Source organism: Streptomyces halobius (genome assembly GCF_023277745.1).
GTDB classification, from domain to species: domain Bacteria; phylum Actinomycetota; class Actinomycetes; order Streptomycetales; family Streptomycetaceae; genus Streptomyces; species Streptomyces halobius.
Genome location: NZ_CP086322.1, coordinates 8,141,608 through 8,162,498, shown reverse-complemented (window position 1 = coordinate 8,162,498; position 20,891 = coordinate 8,141,608). Strand labels below are relative to the sequence as shown.

16 protein-coding genes and 1 pseudogene are annotated in these 20,891 nt (G+C 71.9%); 8 read left to right on the top strand and 9 right to left on the bottom strand.

The features are described 5' to 3' along the window. Window positions 1-34 precede the first annotated feature (34 nt). From K9S39_RS37100 to K9S39_RS37070, 7 genes are all read right to left on the bottom strand, one after another. Window positions 35-2,011, bottom strand: a complete 1,977-nt coding sequence (locus K9S39_RS37100; RefSeq protein WP_248867696.1) for a serine/threonine-protein kinase — start codon at window positions 2,009-2,011, stop codon at window positions 35-37. A 27-nt stretch (window positions 2,012-2,038) separates the two neighbouring features. Further along, the gene (locus K9S39_RS37095) at window positions 2,039-2,953 is read right to left on the bottom strand and encodes an oxygenase MpaB family protein (RefSeq protein ID WP_248867695.1); all 915 of its coding nucleotides are present in this window, start codon (window positions 2,951-2,953) and stop codon (window positions 2,039-2,041) included. 20 nt (window positions 2,954-2,973) lie between these two features. Next, window positions 2,974-4,173 (bottom strand): acyl-CoA dehydrogenase family protein, encoded by a 1,200-nt coding sequence (locus tag K9S39_RS37090; RefSeq protein WP_248867694.1) that lies wholly within the window; start codon window positions 4,171-4,173, stop codon window positions 2,974-2,976. Window positions 4,174-4,448: 275 nt separating this feature from the next. Continuing rightward, complete coding sequence (locus K9S39_RS37085; RefSeq protein WP_248867693.1) at window positions 4,449-4,880, bottom strand: SH3 domain-containing protein; 432 nt, start codon at window positions 4,878-4,880, stop codon at window positions 4,449-4,451. Window positions 4,881-5,012: 132 nt separating this feature from the next. Beyond that, window positions 5,013-5,810: a VOC family protein gene (locus tag K9S39_RS37080; RefSeq protein WP_248867692.1), complete on the bottom strand. Its 798-nt coding sequence runs from the start codon at window positions 5,808-5,810 to the stop codon at window positions 5,013-5,015. Window positions 5,811-6,001: 191 nt separating this feature from the next. Continuing rightward, window positions 6,002-6,646: a TetR/AcrR family transcriptional regulator gene (locus K9S39_RS37075; protein ID WP_248867691.1), complete on the bottom strand. Its 645-nt coding sequence runs from the start codon at window positions 6,644-6,646 to the stop codon at window positions 6,002-6,004. A gap of 134 nt (window positions 6,647-6,780) precedes the next feature. Next, window positions 6,781-7,932, bottom strand: coding sequence for an FAD-dependent oxidoreductase (locus K9S39_RS37070; protein WP_248867690.1), 1,152 nt, complete (start codon window positions 7,930-7,932; stop codon window positions 6,781-6,783). 208 nt (window positions 7,933-8,140) lie between these two features. Between K9S39_RS37070 and K9S39_RS37065 the strand changes: the two genes are divergently transcribed. The 6 genes from K9S39_RS37065 to K9S39_RS37040 all read left to right on the top strand — a co-directional run bounded on the left by K9S39_RS37065 (window position 8,141) and on the right by K9S39_RS37040 (window position 17,553). Beyond that, complete coding sequence (locus tag K9S39_RS37065; protein ID WP_248867689.1) at window positions 8,141-8,320, top strand: hypothetical protein; 180 nt, start codon at window positions 8,141-8,143, stop codon at window positions 8,318-8,320. 126 nt (window positions 8,321-8,446) lie between these two features. Beyond that, complete coding sequence (locus K9S39_RS37060; RefSeq protein ID WP_248867688.1) at window positions 8,447-9,682, top strand: NAD(P)/FAD-dependent oxidoreductase; 1,236 nt, start codon at window positions 8,447-8,449, stop codon at window positions 9,680-9,682. Between the two features lie 417 nt (window positions 9,683-10,099). Further along, a complete protein-coding gene (locus K9S39_RS37055) occupies window positions 10,100-14,410 on the top strand; it encodes a bifunctional nitrate reductase/sulfite reductase flavoprotein subunit alpha (protein WP_248867687.1) in 4,311 nt (1,436 codons plus the stop codon). Between the two features lie 101 nt (window positions 14,411-14,511). Then, window positions 14,512-14,694 carry a hypothetical protein gene (locus K9S39_RS37050; protein WP_248867686.1) on the top strand — a complete coding sequence of 61 codons (183 nt, stop codon included), beginning with the start codon at window positions 14,512-14,514 and terminating at the stop codon, window positions 14,692-14,694. Window positions 14,695-14,870: 176 nt separating this feature from the next. Continuing rightward, the gene (locus K9S39_RS37045; protein WP_248867685.1) at window positions 14,871-15,113 is read left to right on the top strand and encodes a DUF5133 domain-containing protein; all 243 of its coding nucleotides are present in this window, start codon (window positions 14,871-14,873) and stop codon (window positions 15,111-15,113) included. Between the two features lie 55 nt (window positions 15,114-15,168). Next, window positions 15,169-17,553 (top strand): phosphoketolase family protein, encoded by a 2,385-nt coding sequence (locus K9S39_RS37040; protein WP_248867684.1) that lies wholly within the window; start codon window positions 15,169-15,171, stop codon window positions 17,551-17,553. A 269-nt stretch (window positions 17,554-17,822) separates the two neighbouring features. Here the strand turns inward: K9S39_RS37040 and K9S39_RS37035 are convergent, their stop codons facing one another. Both K9S39_RS37035 and ligD read right to left on the bottom strand, forming a co-directional pair. Further along, window positions 17,823-18,479, bottom strand: a complete 657-nt coding sequence (locus K9S39_RS37035; RefSeq protein ID WP_248869125.1) for an endonuclease — start codon at window positions 18,477-18,479, stop codon at window positions 17,823-17,825. A 150-nt stretch (window positions 18,480-18,629) separates the two neighbouring features. Beyond that, window positions 18,630-19,103 (bottom strand): annotated as a pseudogene (gene ligD / locus K9S39_RS43200) (non-homologous end-joining DNA ligase LigD); the annotation flags it as partial. Window positions 19,104-19,128: 25 nt separating this feature from the next. On the opposite strand from ligD, the gene K9S39_RS37030 reads away from it, so the two are divergent. Further along, a complete protein-coding gene (locus tag K9S39_RS37030) occupies window positions 19,129-19,644 on the top strand; it encodes a hypothetical protein (protein ID WP_248867683.1) in 516 nt (171 codons plus the stop codon). 94 nt (window positions 19,645-19,738) lie between these two features. Further along, complete coding sequence (gene ku, locus K9S39_RS37025; protein ID WP_248867682.1) at window positions 19,739-20,767, top strand: non-homologous end joining protein Ku; 1,029 nt, start codon at window positions 19,739-19,741, stop codon at window positions 20,765-20,767. Window positions 20,768-20,891: the final 124 nt, after the last annotated feature.

Sequence of the window (20,891 nt, the reverse complement as noted above, 5' to 3'; positions counted from 1 at the left end):
GGGGTGGGTGGACGCCCCGCCCGGATGCGGGCGTCTACCGCCGCCCCGCCGCATACTCCCGCCGTAGCGCCGCGACCCGGCGGTAGAGGGCGGCCGCTTCGGCCGTGCGGCCGAGCTGGTCCAGGCACTGCGCCTGGTCGCTGCGGCTGGCGAGGGCGTCGAGATGGGCCGCGCCCAGGACTCGTTCGCGGGCGTCGGCGACCTGGCGGTAGATGCTCAGGGCGTCGGCCCAGCGGCCCAGCCAGCCGAGCGCCACGGCGATCTCGCGACGGCTGACGAGGGTGTCGGGATGGTCGGCCCCCAGCACCCGCTCGCGCGCCGTGGCCACCTCGCGGGCCTCGGCGAGCGCCTCCTCCCAGCGGCCCAGCCGGCCGAGGCTCACCCCCAGGCCGTGCCGGGCGCGCAGCGTCTCGGGGGCGTCGGCGCCCTGGGCGCGGGTACGGGCCGCCACCAGGTCGCGGTAGACCGTCAGGGCCTCGGCGCCGCGTCCCAGCCGGCCGAGGCTGATGCCGACCTCGTAACGGGCGGCGAGGGTGTCAGGGTGATCCGCGCCGAACGTCTCGGTACGTGCCGCCGCCACCTCGTGGTACGACCACAGCGCCTCCGTCCACTTCCCCAGCTGCCCCTGGACGTAGGCGAGTTCATAGCGGGTGGCGAGGGTGTCGGGGTGGTGCGGGCCGAGCACCCGGGCGCGCGCCTCGGCCACCTGACGGGCCATGGCGCAGCAGTCCTCCAGCCGGCCCAGCCGGGCGAGGCCGAAGGCGAGATGGTGACGGCAGCTCAGGGTGTCGGGGTGGTCCGGGCCCAGGACCCGCTCGCGTCCGGCCAGCACCTCGGCGGCGATCTGGTGCGCCTCGAAGTGACGGCCGGCCCTGGCCAGTGTGTGGCTGCGCTCCAGGCGGGCGGTGAGGGCGGCGACGGAGTCGGGGGCGTCGTCGGACGGCGCCGGCTGGGCGGTTCCCGCGGCCGGGGACGCCTCGCGTCGCGGTGCGCCCTGGCCGCCGGTCCAGGCGGCGGTGAGGACGGCGGCGGACCGGTCCAACACGGTCCGGCGGGGCGGCCGGGCGCCGCTCGCCGGGGACCCGTGGGTCATTCCCCGGGTCCAGGGCGGCAGCCGCTCGGTGGGCGCCGTGGCGTCGCCCGGGCCCCGGACGCCCTGCCGATGCCGGGCGTCGGCGAGGCGTTTGCCGAGCTCATCCGCGTCCGGGGGCCGGTCGTCGGGGTCCTTGGCCAGCAGGTCGAGCATGATCCGCTGGTAGGGCTCGGGCAGGTCGGGGCGCCGGGTGCGCGGGGGGTCCGGGGCGGTGTCGCGGTGTCCGACGAGCACCGACCAGGGGTCGTCCTGGTTGAACGGCGGGGCGCCGGTGGCGATTTCGTACAGCACACAGCCGAGGGAGTAGAGGTCGCTGCGATGGTCGACGGTGCCGGCGCCGATCTGTTCGGGCGACATGTAGTGCGGGGTGCCCATCGCGACGCCGCTGCCGGTCAGCCGGGCGGTGAAGCCTATGTCGTGATTGAGGCGGGCGATGCCGAAGTCGCAGATCTTGACCGTGCCGTCGGTGGTCCGCACGATGTTCGCGGGCTTGAGGTCGCGGTGCACGATGTCTTGTTCGTGGGTGTAGGCGAGCGCGGCGGTGAGCTGTTCGGCGATCTCGATGACGTCGGGGACGGGCAGCGGCGCATGCCGGTTGTCGTCCATCAGCTGGCTGAGGTTACGGCCGGTGAGCAGCTCCATGACGAGGAACAGGGTGCCGTCGTCCTCGCCGAAGTCGTGGACGACGGTGATGCCGCGGTGCTGGAGCGCGGCCGCGACCCGGGCCTCGCGGCGGAAGCGTTCGCGCAGCACCCGCAGGAAGCCGGGTTCGTGGCGCGGCCCCATCGGCTTGAGGCATTTGACGGCGACCTGGCGGCCCAGTGATTCGTCGAGGGCCCGCCACACCTCGCCCATGCCACCACGTCCGATGGTGTCGAGCAGCCGGTAGCGCCCTTGCACCAACCTGTCGTCCGCCATCGCGTATCGCCGCCCCCGTCCCCGCGTTCAGTCGCGCAGCTCCCCCTGCGTGTCCTGTGGGCCCAGTATGGCGGCGGAACGGCACAGCTTGTAGGGCGCTGGGCGGGCGCCGGGGCCGAGTCGCGCCACCGCGCGCAGGATGTGCCGGGGCGGCAGCCGCCACCGGAGTGCGGGCGGAACGGCCCGGAGGAGACCGCCGGTGACGCGCAGTCTGCGGGTGACGGTGGCGGGCCGCGGTGCCGGACGGCCGTACAGCTCGTGCGCGTACGGGGGCAGTGCGCCGTAGGCGAGCTCCGCCACAGGTGTCCACAGCAGCTCCCGTGCGGGGACGAGCGCGGTGGGTGTGGGCGGCCGGCGGAGGAAGTCGTCGACCTGGCGGGCCTCGGGGGTGAGCGCGAGGTGGGGCCGTACGTCCGCGAAGTAGGCGGCGAGCGCGTCCCGGTCGCCGGGGACCGTGTCCGGGTCGAGGCCGACGAGGCGGGCGCTCTCGCGGTGCTCGTGGAGGTACGCGTCGGCCTGGGCGTCGCTGACGGGGTAGCCGGAGCGGCGCAGTACGTGCAGGTAGGAGTCCACCTCTGCGCAGTGCACCCAGAGCAGCAGCGCCGGTTCGTCCACGCCGTAGCGTTCGCCGGTGGCCGGGTCGGTGGCGGACAGCCGGCGGTGGATGCCGCGGACGGTGGCACCGGCCCGTTCGGCGGCCTCGGTCGTACCGTAGGTGACGGTGCCGACGAAGTCGGCGGTCCGCATCAGCCGGCCCCAGGCATCCCGTCGTCCCCCCTTGTTCTTCTGGAAAGCGGCCGAATTCTGCAGCACTCCGCGTACCGCCCTCGGATGCAGCGCCTGGAGATACAGCGCACGGACGCCCGCGATCCACATCATCGGGTCGCCGTGCATCTGCCAGGTCACCGAGCGGGGGCCGAAGAGCCCTCGGTCGCCTGCCATCACCACACCTCCCGAAAGTCTCAGCGCCGTACGCGGGGCATCCCGAGGCCGATCCACGAGATGATCTCGCGCTGGATCTCGTTGTTGCCGCCGCCGAAGGTGAAGATGACGGCCGAGCGGTAGCCGCGCTCCAGTTCGCCGTGGAGTACGGCCCCCGCGGAGCCCTCCTTGAGCGGGCCGGCCGAGCCGACGATCTCCATCAGCCAGGCATAGGCGTCCCTGCGGGCCTCGGAGCCGTAGACCTTGACCGCGGAGGCGTCCTGCGGGGTGAGCGTGCCGCGCTGGAGCGCGTCGACCATCTGCCAGTTCAGCAGCTTCATGGCGTCCAGTCTGGTGTGGGTACGGGCCAGCCGTCCACGGACCCAGCCCAGGTCGATGACCCGGCGGCCGTCGGCGAGTTTGGTTCCGGCCGCCCAGCGCTGGACGTCGTGCAGCGCGCGGATGGCCATCGTGCCGTGCGCGGCGAGGGTGACCCGCTCGTGGTTGAGCTGGTTGGTGATGATCCGCCAGCCCTGGTTCTCCTTGCCGACGCGGCGGGAGGCGGGGACGGTGATGTTCTCGTAGTAGCTGGCGGTGGTGTCGTGCGAGGCGAGGGTGTTGATCAGGGTGCAGGAGTAGCCGGGGTCGCTGGTGGGGACGAGGAGCATGGTGATGCCCTTGTGAGGCGGGGTGCCGTCGTCGACGGGGCGGGTACGGACCGCGAGCCACACCCAGTCCGCCGTGTCCCCGTTGGTCGTCCAGATCTTCTGGCCGTTGACGACGTAGTGGCCGCTCTCCTCGTCGCCCTCCCGTACGGCGCGGGTCTTGAGGGCGGCGAGGTCGGTACCGGCGTCCGGCTCGCTGTAGCCGATGGCGAAGTCGATCTCGCCGGAGAGGATCCCGGGCAGGAAGTACGCCTTCTGTTCCTCGGTGCCGAACCGCATGAGCGTCGGACCGACGGTGTTCAGCGCCATCAGCGGCAGCGGCACCCCCGCCTGCGCCGCCTCGTCGAAGAAGATGAACTGTTCCATCGGGCTCATGCCCCGCCCGCCGAACTCCTTGGGCCAGCCGACCCCGAGCCAGCCATCGCCGCCCAGGCGGCGCACGGTCTCGCGGTAGAAGCGCTTGCGGGAGGCGGGGTCGGTATGCCTGGCGTAGGCGTTGTCCGGCACCAGTCCGGCGAAGTACGTTCGCAGTTCGGCACGCAACCGCTGCTGTCCGGGGGTGTATTCGAGGTGCACGGCCCCTCCAGTTCGTCCGGTCCGGTCGCCCGGCCGCCGCGGGCCGTCCGGATTACTGACGGTCCGTCGGATGTCGGGCCGAGGGGCACAGTAGAACGCGTTCCACTAATACGGAAGGGCGCGGTGCGCCGGACGGCAGGCCGGTGCCGTGGACGCCGACGGCGTCCGGGCGCAACACGGCCCGGCCCCGGTACCCAGAGGTATCGGGGCCGGGCCGTGCGAACACTCCACCGGCGCGCCAACTACCGCCCGGTCCACCGAGCGGGGCCCGGGGGTCAGCCCACGGCGTGCTTCGCCGTATGGCCGGGACCCTGCTTGCCCGACACATCCTTGCAGTACTTGACGACGCCGGTGTTGGCCACGAACTTCGCCGAGACCCAGCTCTTGCGCTGACCACGGTTCGTACCACCGGTCAGATACCAGACGGTGTTGCCCATGACGTCCTGGGCACGGATCTTGCACACCAGGCCGATCTGCGCACGGTGCGGCAGATACCCCGCCACGGAGGAGTCCGTGCTGGGGTGCACACGCTCATGCATGCCGCCCTTGGAGACGACGGTGCCGTACGGCTTCGGCTTCGAGGGGGTCGTCGCCTGGGCGGGCGCCGCGGCGAGCAGCGACGCCCCCAGAGCGACAGCCGTGGTCAGCGCGCCCGCTCCGACTGCGAGCCGTGTGCCGCGGACCACGAGGTTGTCGGTCGTGGACATAGGGGTCTCCTGTTCTTGACGCGCAATGGCCACCCATCGGCGCGAAATGGACATTACACGCATATCCGTCAATAAGTGTGGAGAAACGATGATTGGCGAGCCGTTCGTGTGACGGGCGGTCAGCCCGGAGGGTCAGCCCTCGCCTCCGGCGCTGTGGATACCGAAGACGGCGCCCTGGGGATCGCGGATCATGGCGATCCGCGGCCCGTCGGGGACATCCGTCGGGGGCCCCAGCAGCATGCCGCCGGACTCCACGGCGCGGGCGGCCTCCCCCATAGCCTTGAGGGCATGGGAAGTACCCCCATCGCCGACGTCGGCGACCGCGAAATACGGCAGCCAATGCGCGGGGACATCGTCCGGGTTGCGCTCGTCCAGGAGGCGCATACCGCCGAAGTCGGCGCCGTCGATGCCCCACTGCGTGTACGGCCCGTGCGCGGCGACCGACCAGCCGAAAACCCGTGGGTAGAAGGAGGCGGCGCGTTCGGGGTCCGGGGTGGCCAGTTCCACCCAGCCGAGCGAGCCCGGGGCGTTGAACAGCGCGGCACCGGGAAAGGAACGGGCCTGCCAGAGGGAGAAGACGGCCCCCTCCGGGTCGGCGGCGACGGCGAAGCGGCCCAGGTCGAAGACGTCCTTGGGGTCCGCCAGCACCTTCCCGCCGGCTTCGGTGACCGCGGCGGCCCGCGCGTCGACGTCACGGGTCGCGAACGACACCGTCCAGGCGGTCGGCTGCCCCGGCTCATGGAGCGGTGTCACCGCGGCGACCGGGGCGGCGCCCAGGGACATGACGGTGTAGCCGCCGGCTTCCGGGCGCGGGTCGGTCTCGGCGCGCCAGCCGAAGACCTCCCGGTAGTACACCGTGGCGGCCGCCACGTCCGAGGTGCCCAGCTCCACCCAGCACGGCGCTCCGGGCGTGGGCTCAGTGATCTTCACGTCTGTTCCGTCCCTCCGCGCCGGACCGCCTGCGTACGCCGTTGACCGTTTCCGTGCAGCGCCGGTTGATCGTTTCCGTACGGTGCCGATCGTCCGACGGGCGCATGGGTCCTGCAACCGGAGCGGCGGGCGCGCAACGGGCGCCACGGGCCCGCGACCGGAGTCCGAAGGGGGGATGCGCTGCCGGGGCGTCAGGCCCCGATGTCGTCCCAGCCGTTCTTCAGGAGGGCGAAGATCCGGTCCACCGCGGGCCCGGGGTCGTCGCCGCGGCCGGCCGGCCGCGGGGCGGCCAGTACGTAGTGGGCCAGCGCGCGCACCGTCACATCGTCCACGGTGGTGCCGGTCTCCTCGGCGAGCGCCGCGGCCAGAGCGGTTTCATGCCGCATCCACATCCGGTGCGCGTACTCGCTGAGCGCCGGTGTGCCGTCGACCAGTTCGCGGAACGTCCGGAACCCGGGCGACACATGGGCGGCGAGCAGCAGCTCCCGGAGGTGGGTGTGCAGCGCGTCCAGAACCGTCCGGCCCGGTGCGCGGTCGCGTACGGCCGCTACCAGCTCCGCGCCGCGCTCGGCCTCGCGGTCGAAAACCAGCGCCTCCTTGCCGGGGAAGTGCTTGAACAGCGTGGTCACCGACACATCGGCGGCGTCGGCGACGTCCTTGACACTGACCTGGTCGTAGCCGCGCTCCAGGAACAACCGGAGCGCGGCGTCGGCCAGCGCGTGGCGGGTCCGGGCCTTCTTGCGTCCGCGGCGGCCGGTTGCCGGAGTCGTAGGGCTTGCCGGAGCCGGAGCCGGAGTCGGAGGACTTGTCGGAGTCGGAGTCGTCGGATGGGGCATGGCGTCTTCATTGCTTTCGTGTGTGAACGGCGGGTGGGCACCGTGCCGCGCCGGGCTGCGGGGCCGTCCGGCCGTTGTCGTTGTCGCTCCCCTCAACACACAGCAGAAGCAAGTCGGCTGGGGAGGCGGGCAGGTCAGTGGCGGCGGAGTCGGCGCCGCAGGTGGTGGAGGGTGCCGCGCGGTGCGTCGTGGGCGAGGGCGTTGTCCAGGCCCCGGGCGGCTCCCTCGGCGGCCTTGGCGGAGCGCGGCAGCATCGTCGCCTCATACGCGCGCACCGCCGCCTCCAGGTCGGCGTGGCCGGCGAGCGCGCGGGCGAGGTCGGAGCCGTCGAGCATGGCGAGGTTGGCGCCCATCCCGGAGAACGGCGTCATCAGATGCGCGGCGTCGCCGAGCAGGGTCAGGCCGGGGGTGTGGGGCCAGGCATGGGGCACCGGCAGGGCGAACAGCGGCCGGTTGACGAACCCGCCGTCGTTGTCCCGTAGCAGCGCCAGCAGATGGGCGTCCCAGCCGGTGAACATGTCGAGCAGCGCGGTACGGACGGCCTCGGTGTCGTCGAGGCTCAGGCCGCGCTCCGCCGCCCAGTCCTGGGAGCCCCGGAACGCGGCGTAGACGAGGATGCGGCCGCGGCTGTTGCGCTGGGCGATCAGCCCCTTGTTGCCGAACAGCGCCATCATGGTGCCGTCGCCGACCAGGCGGGCGACGGCCGGATGGCGGGTGTCGACGTCGCCGAATCCGGCTTCCACGAAGGTGACGCCGGAGTAATGGGGCGTGGCGTCCGACAGTAGGGGCCGCACCCTGGACCAGGCCCCGTCGGCCCCGATGACCAGGTCGAAGGTCTCGATGTGGCCGTCGTCGAACTCGGCTTCGTGGGTGCCGTCGCCGATCGGGTGGAGGGTGCGGAGATAGTGGCCCCAGCGCATGGTGCCGGGGGCGAGGGAGTCCAGCAGCAGGCGGCGCAGCTCTCCCCGGTCGATTTCGGGGCTCGGCTCTTCACCGGCGGCCGGGGTGCGCTGGAGAAGCAGCGCGCCGGTGTGGTCCAGGAGACGCATTTCCTGACCCTCGGGGCGTGCAAGGGCGCGGAACCCCTCGTCGAGACCCGTCTCTCGCAGAGCCAACTGCCCGGAGTCCGGCTGCATATCGAGCGTGCCGCCTCGGGGGCGGGCGTCGGCGGAGGCGTCCCGGTCGAAGACGGTGACCGGGATGCCGTGCCGCTGGAGGACGCGGGCACAAGTCAGCCCGCCGGGGCCGGCACCGATGATCGCGATACGCGGGGTGGTGGGCTGCATGACTCTCCTCGGGTCGGCCTCTCCTCCAGGCTCCCCTGTGAGCCTCTCCCGGCATCTCCAGAAGAGCACGGCCACTAAGAAAGTGCAGTGACTGCACTTTTTGCTTCACTCAACCCAAGCTCAGCCCACTCTCGCCCCGCACCCGCCGGCCGCCGTCGTCCCCCGATCCCGCCGGCACTCGACCGTCCGTCACGGCACCGCGGATGGGGTGACCCGGACGCGCAGCAGCTGCAATTCCCATGCGTCGACCCGCGGCTTCCACTTCCTCGACGGCCGGGACCTCGACGGTGCCGGGGGCGACAGCGGGGACGGCGACGACGGCCGAGCGGGGCTGACCGGCCCTTCAGCGGCCTCGGACGATCAGCGCGGATCCGGCGGCCCCGGGTGACCACACCATCGGCGGTACCTGCCCCGCGGGTGGCTGGGTACGTGATGATCTGGACGCGCTCGGGGCCGAATACGGCGGTGTGCTCCGTGCGGGCCCCGGGCTGGGCAGACAGGGAGCTGAGCGGGCATGGCCGGGAACACAGCATTCATGATCGTCGGAGCGGGCCTGGCCGGTGCGAAGGCCGCGGAAACGCTGCGGGCGGAAGGCTTCGACGGCCCGGTCGTGCTGCTGGGTGACGAGCGCGAGCGCCCGTACGAGCGGCCGCCGCTGTCGAAGAGCTATCTCCTGGGGACGTCCGGGAAGGAGCAGACCTTCGTCCATCCACCCGACTGGTACGCGCGGCACGGGGTCGATCTGCGGCTGGGCACCGCGGTCACCGGGATCGACCCGGACGGCCATCATCTGACGCTCGCCGACGGCAGCCGGCACGACTACGCGAAGCTGCTGCTCACCACCGGTGCCACACCGCGCCCGCTGCCGGTGCCGGGCGCGGACCTCGACGGGGTGCTCTGTCTGCGGCGTCTGGAGGACAGCGACCGGCTCAAGGAGACCTTTCGCGCCGCGTCCCGGGTGGTGGTGATCGGTGCCGGCTGGATCGGTCTGGAGACGACGGCCGCCGCCCGTGCCGCCGGGGTCGAGGTGACCGTGCTGGAGTCGGCCCAGGTGCCGCTTCAGCGGGTGCTGGGCCGCGAGGTCGGCAGGATCTTCGCGGAGCTGCACACCGACCACGGCGTCGATCTCCGCTGCGGCGCCCAGATCGCGCGGATCACCGGCGGCGACGGCCGCGTGGACGGTGTGCTGCTGGCCGACGGGACGCGGATCGAGGCGGACGCGGTGATCGTCGGTGTCGGTGTCACCCCCAACAGCGGGCTGGCCGCGGCCGCCGGGCTCGATGTCGGCAACGGTGTGCGCGTCGACGCGCGGCTGTGCACCTCCCATCCGGACATCTACGCCGCCGGCGACGTCGCCAGCGCCTTCCACCCGCTGCTGGGCAAGCACATCCGCGTCGAGCACTGGGCGAACGCCCGCAACCAGCCGAAGACCGCGGCCAGGGCGATGCTGGGCCAGGACGTGGTCTACGACGGGCTGCCGTACTTCTTCACCGACCAGTACGACCTGGGCATGGAGTACACCGGGTATGTCGACCCCGACGCCTACGACCGGATCGTCTTCCGCGGCAGCACCGAGGACCGGGAGTTCATCGCCTTCTGGCTCGCCGGACGCCGGGTCCTGGCCGGGATGAACGTCAACATCTGGGATGCCACCGTCCCGATCCGCGCGCTCGTGGCCTCCGGGCAGACGGTCGACGAGAGGGCGCTGGCGGACCCGGAGGTGCCGCTGGACAGTCTGGTGCGGGAGTAAGGCGGGCCCTGAGGAAGGTGGGGGTAAACCCTTAAGGGGGATGCGAGCGGATCCCCTAAGGGGTGCGTGGGCCCCTTGCAGGCCGGAACGTGGCGGGCGCAGGGCCGTATTCCCGGCGCAGGGCGGTATCCCCGGTGCGGTCTGCCCGGTGCGGTATACCCGGCGGCGAACGGGGCGGGCGCGGGGCGGTGTTCCGGGCGGCAGGGTGTGTTCCCCGGCGGATGTTCCCGCGGCCGGCCACTTGATCGGCAGGGCGGATCCTCAAGGACGGAACCGGAGGACGGACCCGCGGGCCTCACGTCGCGCCGCGCGCCGCTGTGTGACCGACGTAACGGCTGGTGATCGCTCGGTGTGACACACGGGAAACGGGCGATTCGTACCGTCGTGTGCGGAGCATCCGACACGAAGGGGCCGTCCGTGACCGCACCGGAACCGCAGAACGACAGCGCAGCCGGCACCACCCAGGTGCGGACGGTCTGCTCGTACTGCGGTGTCGGCTGCGGCATCGTCCTGGATGTCGCGACGGGCCCGGACGGCCGGCGTACGGTCCGCAAGGCGTCCGGCGACAAGGCGCACCCGGCGAACGCCGGCCGGCTGTGCACCAAGGGCGCGACCGGCGCCGAGCTGCTCGCCGCCACGGGGCGGCTGGAGACCGCGCTGGTCCGGGACGACCGGGGCGACGAGCCGGCGCCCCTGGGGATGGAAGCGGCGGTCAGGGAGACCGCCCGGCGGCTGCGCGCGATCGTCGATGAGCACGGTCCGGACGCACTCGCCTTCTATGTGTCCGGGCAGCTGACACTGGAGGCGCAGTATCTGGCGAACAAGCTCGCCAAGGGCTTTGTGCGCACCAACCAGATCGAGTCCAATTCGCGGTTGTGCATGGCGAGCGCGGGCGCCGGCTACAAGCTGTCGCTCGGCGCGGACGGCCCGCCCGGTTCGTACCAGGACATGGAGCACGCGGACGTCTTCTTCGTCATCGGCTCCAACATGGCCGACTGTCACCCGATCCTCTTCCTGCGGCTGATGGAACGGGTCAAGGCGGGCGCCAAGCTGATCGTGGTCGATCCACGGCGGACCGCGACCGCTGCCAAGGCCGATCTGTTCCTGCAGATCAGACCGGGTACGGACCTGGCGCTGCTGAACGGCCTGCTGCATCTGCTGGTGGCCGGCGGCCACACCGATCCGGCGTTCATCGAGGAGTACACCGAGGGCTGGGAGGGGATGCCGGACTTCCTCCGGGACTATCCGCCGGCGGCGGTCGCGGAGGTCACCGGGATTCCGGAGGCGGACCTCCGCGCGGCCGCCCGGCTGATCGGCGAGGCCGGTGCGTGGATGAGCTGCTGGACGATGGGCCTGAACCAGAGCACGCACGGCACCTGGAACACCAACGCCCTGGTCAATCTGCATCTGGCGACCGGCGCGATCTGCCGTCCCGGCAGCGGCCCGTTCTCGCTCACCGGCCAGCCCAACGCGATGGGCGGCCGCGAGATGGGCTACATGGGGCCGGGTCTGCCCGGACAGCGGTCGACGCTGGTGGCCGAGGACCGGGAGTTCGTCGAGGAGCTGTGGGGTGTCGCCCCCGGGACGCTGCGGGCGGACGGCGTCGGCCGGGGCACCGTCGAGATGTTCCGGCGGATGGCCGACGGGGACATCAGAGCCTGCTGGATCATCTGCACCAATCCCGTCGCCTCGGTCGCCAACCGCAAGACCGTCATCGAGGGCCTGGAGGCGGCGGAGTTCGTCGTCTCGCAGGACGTCTTCGCCGACACCGAGACCCATGCGTACGCCGATGTCGTGCTGCCGGCCGCCATGTGGGCGGAGACCGAGGGCGTGATGGTCAACTCGGAACGCAATCTGACGCTCGCCCAGCAGGCCGCCGACCCACCGGGCGAGGCGTGGCCGGACTGGCGGATCATCGCGCGGATCGCCTGCGAGATGGGGTACGAGGACGCCTTCGGCTACACCAGTGCCGAGGAGATCTTCGAGGAGATCAAGCGCGCCTGGAATCCGCAGACCGGCTACGACCTGCGCGGGGTGACCTACGAGCGGCTGCGGCGCACCCCCGTGCAGTGGCCCAGCGCGTCCGCCGACGGACCCGACCGCAATCCGGTCCGCTATCTCAACGACGGGGTCAGCCAGGCACCGGCCGAGCGGCCGGACGGCTCCCGGCCCCGGCTGGCCTTCCCGACGGCCACCGGCCGCGCCGTGTTCTTCGCCCGTCCGCACATGCCCGCGGCCGAGATGCCCGACGACGACTACCCGTTCGTCCTGAACACCGGCCGGCTGCAGCATCAGTGGCACACCCTCACCAAGACCGGCAAGGTCACCAAGCTCAACCGGCTCAACCCCGGCCCCTTCGTGGAGATCCATCCGCGGGACGCGGAGCGTCTGGGCCTCGCGGAGGGCGACGCGGTGGAGGTCGCCTCCCGGCGCGGCCGGGCGGTGCTGCCGGCCGTGGTGACCGACCGGGTGCGGCCCGGGGGCTGCTTCGCGCCCTTTCACTGGAACGATCTGTTCGGCGAATACCTCAGCGTGAACGCGGTCACCAACGACGCGGTCGATCCGGTCTCGTTCCAGCCCGAGTTCAAGGTGTGCGCGGTGTCGCTGGCCAAGGTGGCGGCGGGGGCCGGTGGCGACGGGCGGGGCGCGGACGCCGATGCCGTTTCCGGGGACGGCGGCGGGGCGGCGGAATCCGCGGTGGCCGATACGGTGACGGTGCTGGCCGAGCTGTTCCGGACCGGCCCGGTCGCCCCGCCGCGGCTGACCGACCACGAGCGCCGCTATCTCGCCGGGTTCCTCAGCGGGCTCGGCTCCGGGACGGCGGGCACCCCCGTCCTGCCGCCCCACGCACCCTTCGGCGCCGACAGCGCCCTGTGGGTCAACGGGGTGCTGGCCGGGATGTTCTCCCGCACCCCGGGCGGCGCGGCGGCATCCACGGCAACCACGGTGGACCTGGGCGACATGGTGGCGGCGCCCGGAGGTACCCGTACCGCCACCGAGCGCTCCCCCGGACGCGAGGTCATCGTCCTGTGGGCCTCTCAGACCGGCAACGCGGAGGAGGTCGCCGCGGCGGCGGCCCGGCGGCTGGCCGCCACCGGACGGGCCGCGAAGCTCCTCGGCATGCACGACAGTTCACCGGCCGAGCTGCCGCGCACCGCCGATCTGCTCATCGTCACCAGCACCTTCGGTGACGGTGACGCCCCCGACAACGGCTCGGGATTCTGGGAGACCCTCAGCGCCCCCGACACCCCGCGTCTGGACGGCGTGCGGTATGCCGTCCTCGCGCTCGGCGACTCCTCGTACGACGACTTCTGCGGCCACGGCCGCCGTCTCGACCAGCGGCTCGACGAGCTGGGCGCGGTCCGGCTGGTCCCGCGTACCGACTGCGAGCCGGACTACGAGCAGCCCGCGGGGCAGTGGCTCGACCGGGTGCTCACGGCGCTGGGCGCCGTGGCGGATCCGGTCACCGCGGCCCCGGCCGCCGCCACCACGGCGCACCCGGGCGCGGCGCCCACCGCCCGCCCTTCCAAGGCGGCGCCCGCCACCGCCCGTCTGGTGGGCAACCAGCTGCTCAGCCTGCCGGGGGCCACGAAGGAGGTACGGCGGTTCACCTTCGACACCCGTGACGGCGAGGGCGCCCCGGGCGCCTGGGACACACCGCCGACGGCAGCCGGTGCGCCGGGCGCCTGGGACACACCATCGACAGGACCCCGTGCGCCGCTCGCCTACGAGGCCGGCGACGCGCTCGGCATATGGCCGCGGAACCGCCCGGATCTCGTGGCGGAGTGGCTGGCCGTCACCGGGCTCGCCGCAGGCGCCGCCGTCGAGATCACGGGCGTCGGGACGGTCCCGCTCGGGGAGGCCCTGCACCGCCATCTGGACATCACCAGGATCACCCCCGGCCTGCTGCGGCTCGTCGCCGAACGCACCCACGACCGCACCGTGAAGAAGCTGCTGCGCCCGGACAACAAGGGCGAACTGGCCCAGTGGACATGGGGCCGGCAGGCCGTCGACGTGATCGCGGAGCATCCCGTAAGGGCGCGTGCCGCGGAGTGGGCGGGCGTCCTGCCCCGCTTGCAGCCCCGTCTGTACTCCATAGCGTCCAGTCCCCTCATCGACCCCCACGTGATCGCCCTGACCGTCTCCGTGGTCCGTTTCGAGAATCGCCACGGCCGTCCGCGCAAGGGCGTGGCCTCGACATACCTGGCCGACGCGGAGGCGGGCCGCCCGGTGCCGGTGTTCGTGCAGCGTGCCCCGCACTTCCGTCCGCCGTCCGACCCGGCCACCCCGATGGTGATGGTCGGCCCGGGAACCGGAGTCGCCCCCTTCATCGGCTTCCTCCAGGAACGCCGCGCGCTCGGCCACCACGCCCCCAACTGGCTCTTCTTCGGCGAGCAGCGCCGCGCCACGGACTTCTACTACGCGGACGAGCTCGACGAGATGCGCCGTACGGGGCTGCTCACCAGGCTGGACACGGCCTTCTCCCGCGACCGGCGCGCCAAGGTCTATGTCCAGGACCGGATGCGCGAGCACGGCGCCCAGTTGTGGTCGTGGCTCCAGGACGGCGCCCACTTCTACGTCTGCGGGGACGCGTCCCGTATGGCGAAGGACGTCGACCGCGCGCTGCGCGACATCGCCGTCGCGCACGGCGGCCTGGAGGAGGAGGCGGCCGCCGTCTACGTCAAACAACTCGCCGCCGACAAGCGGTATATGCGTGATGTGTACTGACACGGATCAGGGCGGCTGACGGGACCAGGTGACCGGAACAGCGGCGTTTACCGCGCGAGGCGATCGGTTAGCCCGGAGGAGGACGAGAGGAGGGACATCCTGTGGCCGGCAGACCGAAGCCCAACGGACCGGGGCCCGTACCGAGCAAGCCGGAGCCCGTACCGCACGACCCCCGTCCGACCGAACCGGAACGGGAGCCGGAACCGGAGGAGCCCGAGCCGTCCCCGGAGGAACCGCCCGGCTCCGAACCGGGCGAGCATCCCGCCCCGGAGCCGCCCGACTGACCCGGGCGGGGCGCGGGCGGCGCACGGCCCCGGGGAGCCGTCCGCGACGTAGGCCGTCCGTGTCCGGTTGCGGACACCGTGTGACCGTCGCAAGGTGGGAGCCACGCGGTACGGGCGCGTCTGCCACGCGCCGTCGTAGCTCCCCGGTCACCCGGGCTGACGTCGGGAGATGACGGATGCTGCTACCGGACAAGAATGAGCTCGCTGCCATACTCCGGCGGTACCGGGTGTGGGAACACCTGGTCCGCGCCCAGCCCCATGACCCGGCCCGGCGCCGCGGGCTGGAGGACGACGCGTACACCCTGTGCGTGCTGATGGGACGCCGCACCGTCCGCGAGGCGGTGATCGCGGCGGAAAGCTATCTCGAGACGGCTCAGGTGGCCCCCTGGCCCCCCGCCGAGAGATCCGGGGGAGCCTGAATCCGGTGCCGCGCCGCCGGACCGGGCCCGGGTCGAAGCTGCTGAGGAGGTGCGCATGCGCGACGCGGACACACCGGCCGTGCCGGGCCACCTCGACGCCACGGAGCTCCGGACGCTGGACGCGCACTGGCGGGCCGCCAACTACCTCTCCGTCGGGCAGATCTATCTGATGGCCAACCCGCTGCTCACCGAGCCGCTGCGGCCCGAGCACATCAAGCCGCGGCTGCTGGGCCACTGGGGCACCACGCCCGGTCTGAACCTGGTGTATACGCACCTCAACCGCGTCATCAAGGCCCGTGACCTGGACGCGCTGTGCGTGTGGGGCCCGGGCCACGGCGGTCCCGCCGTGCTGGCCAACACCTGGCTGGAAGGGACGTACAGCGACATCCGCCCGGAGGTGGGCCGGGACCATGCGGGCATGGCGAAACTGTTCCGGCAGTTCTCGTTCCCCGGCGGGGTGCCCAGCCATATCGCGCCGGAGGTTCCGGGCTCCATCCACGAGGGCGGCGAGCTGGGCTACTCCCTCGCGCACGCCTACGGCGCGGCGTTCGACAACCCGGGGCTGCTCGTCGCCTGTGTCGTCGGCGACGGCGAGGCGGAGACCGGGCCACTCGCCGCGTCCTGGCACTCCACCAAGTTCCTCGACCCCGTGTACGACGGTGCCGTGCTGCCGATCCTGCATCTCAACGGCTACAAGATCGCCAACCCGACGGTGCTCGCCCGGATTCCCCAGGACGAGCTGGACGCCCTGCTGCGCGGCTACGGCCACAACCCGATCCACGTCGGCGGCGACGACCCGGAGACCGTGCACCAGGCGCTGGCCGCCGCCATGGACCGGTCGCTGGACCGGATCGCCGACATCCAGCGCCGGGCCCGCGCCGAGGGCGAGGCGGACCGGCCGCGCTGGCCCGTGATCGTGCTGCGCACCCCCAAGGGCTGGACCGGTCCGCACGACGTGGACGGGCAGACCGTCGAGGGGACCTGGCGCGCCCATCAGGTGCCGCTGTCCGCCGTCCGCGAGGACCGCGACCACCTCCACCAGCTGGAGGACTGGCTCCGCTCGTACCGGCCGGACGAGCTGTTCGACGACGCGGGCAGGCCCCGCCCCGAGGTCCTCGCCTGCATCCCGAAGGGGACGCGACGGCTGGGCGCCTCACCGCACGCCAACGGCGGTCTGCTGCTGCGGGACCTGCCCGTCCCGCCCCTGGAGCCGCACGCGGTGCACATCGACAAACCGGGCGGCGGTCCGCACGAGCCCACCCGGGTGCTCGGCGGTTTTCTGGAGTCCGTCATGGAGGCCACCGCGGAGCGCCGCGACTTCCGGGTCTTCGGCCCGGACGAAACCGACTCCAACCGCCTGGACGCCCTCTACGAAGCGACCGGCCGGGCCTGGCAGGCCGAGACGACCGCCGGCGACGAGCATCTGGCGCGGCACGGCCGGGTCATGGAAGTGCTCTCCGAGCATCTGTGCCAGGGGTGGCTGGAGGGCTACCTCCTCACCGGGCGGCACGGGGTGTTCTCCTCCTACGAGGCCTTCGCGCACATCGTCGACTCCATGGCCGGCCAGCACATCAAATGGCTGCGCACCACCCGCCGACTGCCCTGGCGCCGCTCCCTCGCCTCCCTCAACTATCTCCTCACGTCACACGTCTGGCGGCAGGACCACAACGGCTTCTCCCATCAGGACCCCGGCTTCATCGACCACGTCCTCAACAAGAGCCCCGAAGTCGTCCGGGTCTATCTGCCGCCGGACGCCAACACGCTGCTCGCGGTGGCCGGTCAGGCGCTGCGCAGCCGCGACCACGTCAATGTGATCGTGGCGGGCAAGCAGCCGTGCTTCGACTGGCTCTCGCTCGACGACGCCCGCGCCCACTGTGCACGCGGCGCGGGCGTCTGGAGCTGGGCGGGCACCGAGGTCAGCAGCCGCGACCCGGATGTCGTCCTGGCCTGCGCCGGCGACGTCCCCACGCTGGAGACGCTGGCCGCCGCAGATCTGCTGCGGCGGCATCTGCCGGAACTGGCGGTACGGGTCGTCAACGTCGTGGACCTGGCCCGGCTGCTGCCGCCCGGTGAACACCCGCACGGCATGCCGGACTTCGAGTACGACGCCCTGTTCACCCGCGACAAGCCGGTCATCTTCGCCTACCACGGTTACCCCTGGCTGATCCACCGCCTCAGCTACCGCCGCGCGGGCCACCCGAACCTGCACGTCCGCGGCTACAAGGACGAAGGCACCACCACCACGCCCTTCGACATGGTCGTCCGCAACGATCTCGACCGGTTCCGGCTGGTGACGGATGTCGTGGACCGGGTACCCGGCCTCGCGGTCCGCGCGGTCGCCCTGCGCCAGGCGATGGCGGATGTGCGGGCGCGGCATCAGGAGTGGGTTCGGGAGCATGGGACGGATTTGCCCGAGGTGGCGGAGTGGGGTTGGGCGTAGGTCCCGCTTGGTTGCTCGCCATTTCCGGCTGTCCCGCCGTGGGGTGTCTCGCTTTTGCGTGCGTCCGCTGCGCCTTGGGCGCGTCTCCGGCTGACCCGACGTGAGGTGCGCCTGCGGCGGGCGTCGCTGTTCGGGCTGTCCCGCCGTTGCTCCCCCACTGCCTGAACGGCGTGGGAGGTATACCCCCACGCGGTGGGCTGTTGCCGCTGCGCGGGGCTGTTCGGCGGGGGTGGGAAGAATGACGGGTGAGTCGTGGGCTGGCCGGCGTGTCACGCTGCGGCTTGCCGTACCTCGTCGACGACGGAGCGGTCGAGTGCGGCGCGTACGAGGGCCGATGCGAAAGCGGCCGTCTCGTCCTGGCCGACCAGACGGGCCAGCTTGCCGCTGTCGCCCGGCAGGCCCAGCCGCTCCGCTCCCTGTACGGCCTTGGCGTCGAGATACGGCGCGTACTCCGGCCACACTCCCTGCACCTCGCGCAGAAAGATGGCGGAGCCCGTGGGACCGACCCCGGGCAACTCCTGCAGCGACCGGCGCAGCGCGGCGGCGTCGCCGTCGGCCGCGTCCCGCAGCCGTCGCAGATCGCCGCCGTACTTGTCCAGCAGGAGTACGGCGCCCTCGCCGAGCCGGGTGGCGGTGCTCTCGTCGTAGCGGCGGTAACCACCCTCGCCGAGGGCGTCGACGCGCTGCTGCCAGGTCGCGTCCGCCATCCGGCGCGGGGTGTCCATCCCCGCGTCGAAGAGGGCGCGCGCCGCCGCGACCGCCACCGAGGCGCGGATACGGGTGCTGAGCAGGTCGGCCAGCACCAGTACCTGGTACAGCGGCTGCGGGGTGTTCCGTACCCGGATGCCGGCCTGCGCGGCATAGGTCTCGCCGTGCCGGTCCAGCAGGGTCCGGACGATGGCCCCTTGCCCGGCCCGCGGACTCATCGCGCGCCCCGGTGCGCCGCGATGGATGCAGTTCCGATCACCATGGCTCCTCCGTCCGTCGTACGCGGTCCCTTCCGTCACACAGTCGTCCCCGGCCCGGGGACACCGCAACGGATGCTGCTCCTTGCGGCGCAGTGGGACCCGCAGGACGCACGGGGCGACGGCCGTCCGGGCGTATGCGGTGCGCTGCACGTCGGGGTACAGCCGGTCGCCGCGTGCCTCCTTGCGTACGGCGGTGGTGAAGCGGTCCGGGTGCCGCTCCGCGAGCACCTCCGTCACCTGCTGGGCGAAGCTCCGGCAGGCGTCGAAATCGCTCTCGCCGTCGAGCGGGACGAGGACGTGCAGGCCCCTCGACACCGTGGTCATCAGGACGGCCGGGAGCCGGAGCTCGTCGAGCAGTTCCCGGAGCCGCAAGGCCGCTTCCCGTACGGGAGCCGTTCCGGCATCAGGGGCCGGCCCCGGAGCTGCGGCACCATGAACGCGGCTGGTCGGCGCGGGTACCCGTTCGGCGTGCCTGCAGGCTCCTGCGTACGGCTGGCGCCCCGCCGCACGCTCCCGTGTCGCCGTCCAAACCTCCGAGCACTCTTGTAACTCCCCGTATGACCAGGGCAATTGACAACACATCGACGGCACGCGATCCTCTCCCCCCATGGGATGGCACACCTCGGCTCTCTTCGTACGGAACCGCTCGATCGACGATGTCGTGGGTTATCTCCCGGACACGTTTGGCTACGAACCCTCGTCCGAGCGGGCGAATGGCGACGGGGCCTGGGGGTGCGATTCCGGGGACCGGCTCTATTGCACGGAGAGAGGCGGCTGGGCCCAGTTGTGGGATCCGGAATGCCGCTTCGTGCCGCGTCTGGAACATCTGATCGCGACGGACGGGCCGGGGCCGCTGAAGGAAACCCAGGCGCTTGCCGTCACTTTCTCCGAAGTCGCCTTCTCGCTTTATGACGACGGTGAACTGATCCGGCACGTCGCTTTCAGCGGCCGGGAAACGGTGGCCGCTCACGGAGCGCCGTTATCCGTAGAGGCGCGGATCGCGCTGCCCAGCTGGGGGCCGGACGAGAGTTTTCTGTGGTCCGTGATCGAGGATGTGACCGGGGTGGAAGGCGATTTCGACCAGCTCTTCGAGGTGTATGACGTGGTCGCGGGCCAGGAGTAGCGGCCGGGCGGTCCGATCGCGGAATTCGGGCGGCCCATTTAGCATGGTTTTCGTCATTCGCCTACGCCGGTTCGCACGATGAAGGCGGCCCCTCATGCGCCCCACGGCGAAGTTCTCCATCAGCTTCGGTCTGGTCACGATCCCCGTGGCCGCCTATGCCGCGACGGACAGCTCCGCGTCGGTGAGCTTTGTGCGGATCCACACGGCGGACGGCGGCCGGGTACGGAATCAGGCCGTCTGCTCGCTCGAAGGGGTCGAGGTCGCGCAGGATGAGATCGGCCGGGGCTACCCGGCCGGCGGGGGCACCGTCGTACCGCTGACGGACGAGGATCTTGAGGCGCTACCGCTGCCGACCGCGAAGACGCTGACGATTCTCGCGTTCGTTCCCGGTGGCGACATCGACCCGTTGCAGTTCGGCAAGGGCTACTACCTGGGCACTGACGGCCCGGCCGCGGCGAAGCCGTACGCCCTGCTGCGTGATGCGATGGAGCGGCACCAGCGCGTCGGACTCGGCAAGGTCGCGCTGCACGGGCGGGAGACGCTGGCGATGCTCCGCCCGGTCGGGGACACCCTCGTGATGCATGTGCTGCTGTGGCCGCACCAGATCCGGCCGATGGAGGGGGTGCTTCCCGAACGGGAGGTGACGGTCGCCTCCAATGAGGTGGCGGCGGCCGAAGCGTTGATGGATTCCTTCGGTGAACTGTCGGAGGATGATGTGCACGACCATTACCGTGAGGCGCTCGAAGAGATCGTGGCGGCGAAGCTGGCGGACCGCGAGCCGGAATTCGAAGCCGGTGAGGTGCAGCCTGCCGGTGAGGTGATGGACCTGATGGCGGCCCTGCAGGACAGCGTCCGCGCGGCCCAGCGGTCGCGCGGCGAAACCGGTGAAGCGGAGGGGAGGAAAACGACCGGTGGCGGGGCGAAGAAAACGGTGCGTACGCCTAAAGTTGCCGGTGGAAGGAAGTCCACCAGTGCGGCGAAGAAGACGGCCGGGAAGACCACGGAAAAGGCGGCGGAAAAATCGGCGGATAAGGCGGGCGCTAAGGCCACGGCCAAGAAGGCGGCCGCGAAGAAGGCGGCCGCGAAGAAGACCGCCCCCGGCAGGACGCGCCGGGCCGGTTGAACCCGGTGGGCCGGTAGCTCCGGGGCGCCGGCAACACAAATTCCCCCTGATCGCGGAGTGTTCGGCGGCCGTTTCCCCGTCGTGTGGGACGCTGCACCGGCCGGACCGCCGGCACGACGCTCAT

Bases quoted from the DNA above. Each gene is read 5' to 3' on its own strand.
- K9S39_RS37100 (WP_248867696.1), bottom strand. From the start codon at position 2,011: ATGGCGGACGACAGGTTGGTGCAAGGGCGCTACCGGCTGCTCGACACC.
- K9S39_RS37095 (WP_248867695.1), bottom strand. From the start codon at position 2,953: ATGGCAGGCGACCGAGGGCTCTTCGGCCCCCGCTCGGTGACCTGGCAG.
- K9S39_RS37085 (WP_248867693.1), bottom strand. From the start codon at position 4,880: ATGTCCACGACCGACAACCTCGTGGTCCGCGGCACACGGCTCGCAGTC.
- K9S39_RS37075 (WP_248867691.1), bottom strand. From the start codon at position 6,646: ATGCCCCATCCGACGACTCCGACTCCGACAAGTCCTCCGACTCCGGCT.
- K9S39_RS37070 (WP_248867690.1), bottom strand. From the start codon at position 7,932: ATGCAGCCCACCACCCCGCGTATCGCGATCATCGGTGCCGGCCCCGGC.
- K9S39_RS37060 (WP_248867688.1), top strand. From the start codon at position 8,447: ATGGCCGGGAACACAGCATTCATGATCGTCGGAGCGGGCCTGGCCGGT.
- K9S39_RS37045 (WP_248867685.1), top strand. From the start codon at position 14,871: ATGCTGCTACCGGACAAGAATGAGCTCGCTGCCATACTCCGGCGGTAC.
- K9S39_RS37040 (WP_248867684.1), top strand. From the start codon at position 15,169: ATGCGCGACGCGGACACACCGGCCGTGCCGGGCCACCTCGACGCCACG.
- K9S39_RS37035 (WP_248869125.1), bottom strand. From the start codon at position 18,479: ATGAGTCCGCGGGCCGGGCAAGGGGCCATCGTCCGGACCCTGCTGGAC.
- K9S39_RS37030 (WP_248867683.1), top strand. From the start codon at position 19,129: ATGGGATGGCACACCTCGGCTCTCTTCGTACGGAACCGCTCGATCGAC.
- ku (WP_248867682.1), top strand. From the start codon at position 19,739: ATGCGCCCCACGGCGAAGTTCTCCATCAGCTTCGGTCTGGTCACGATC.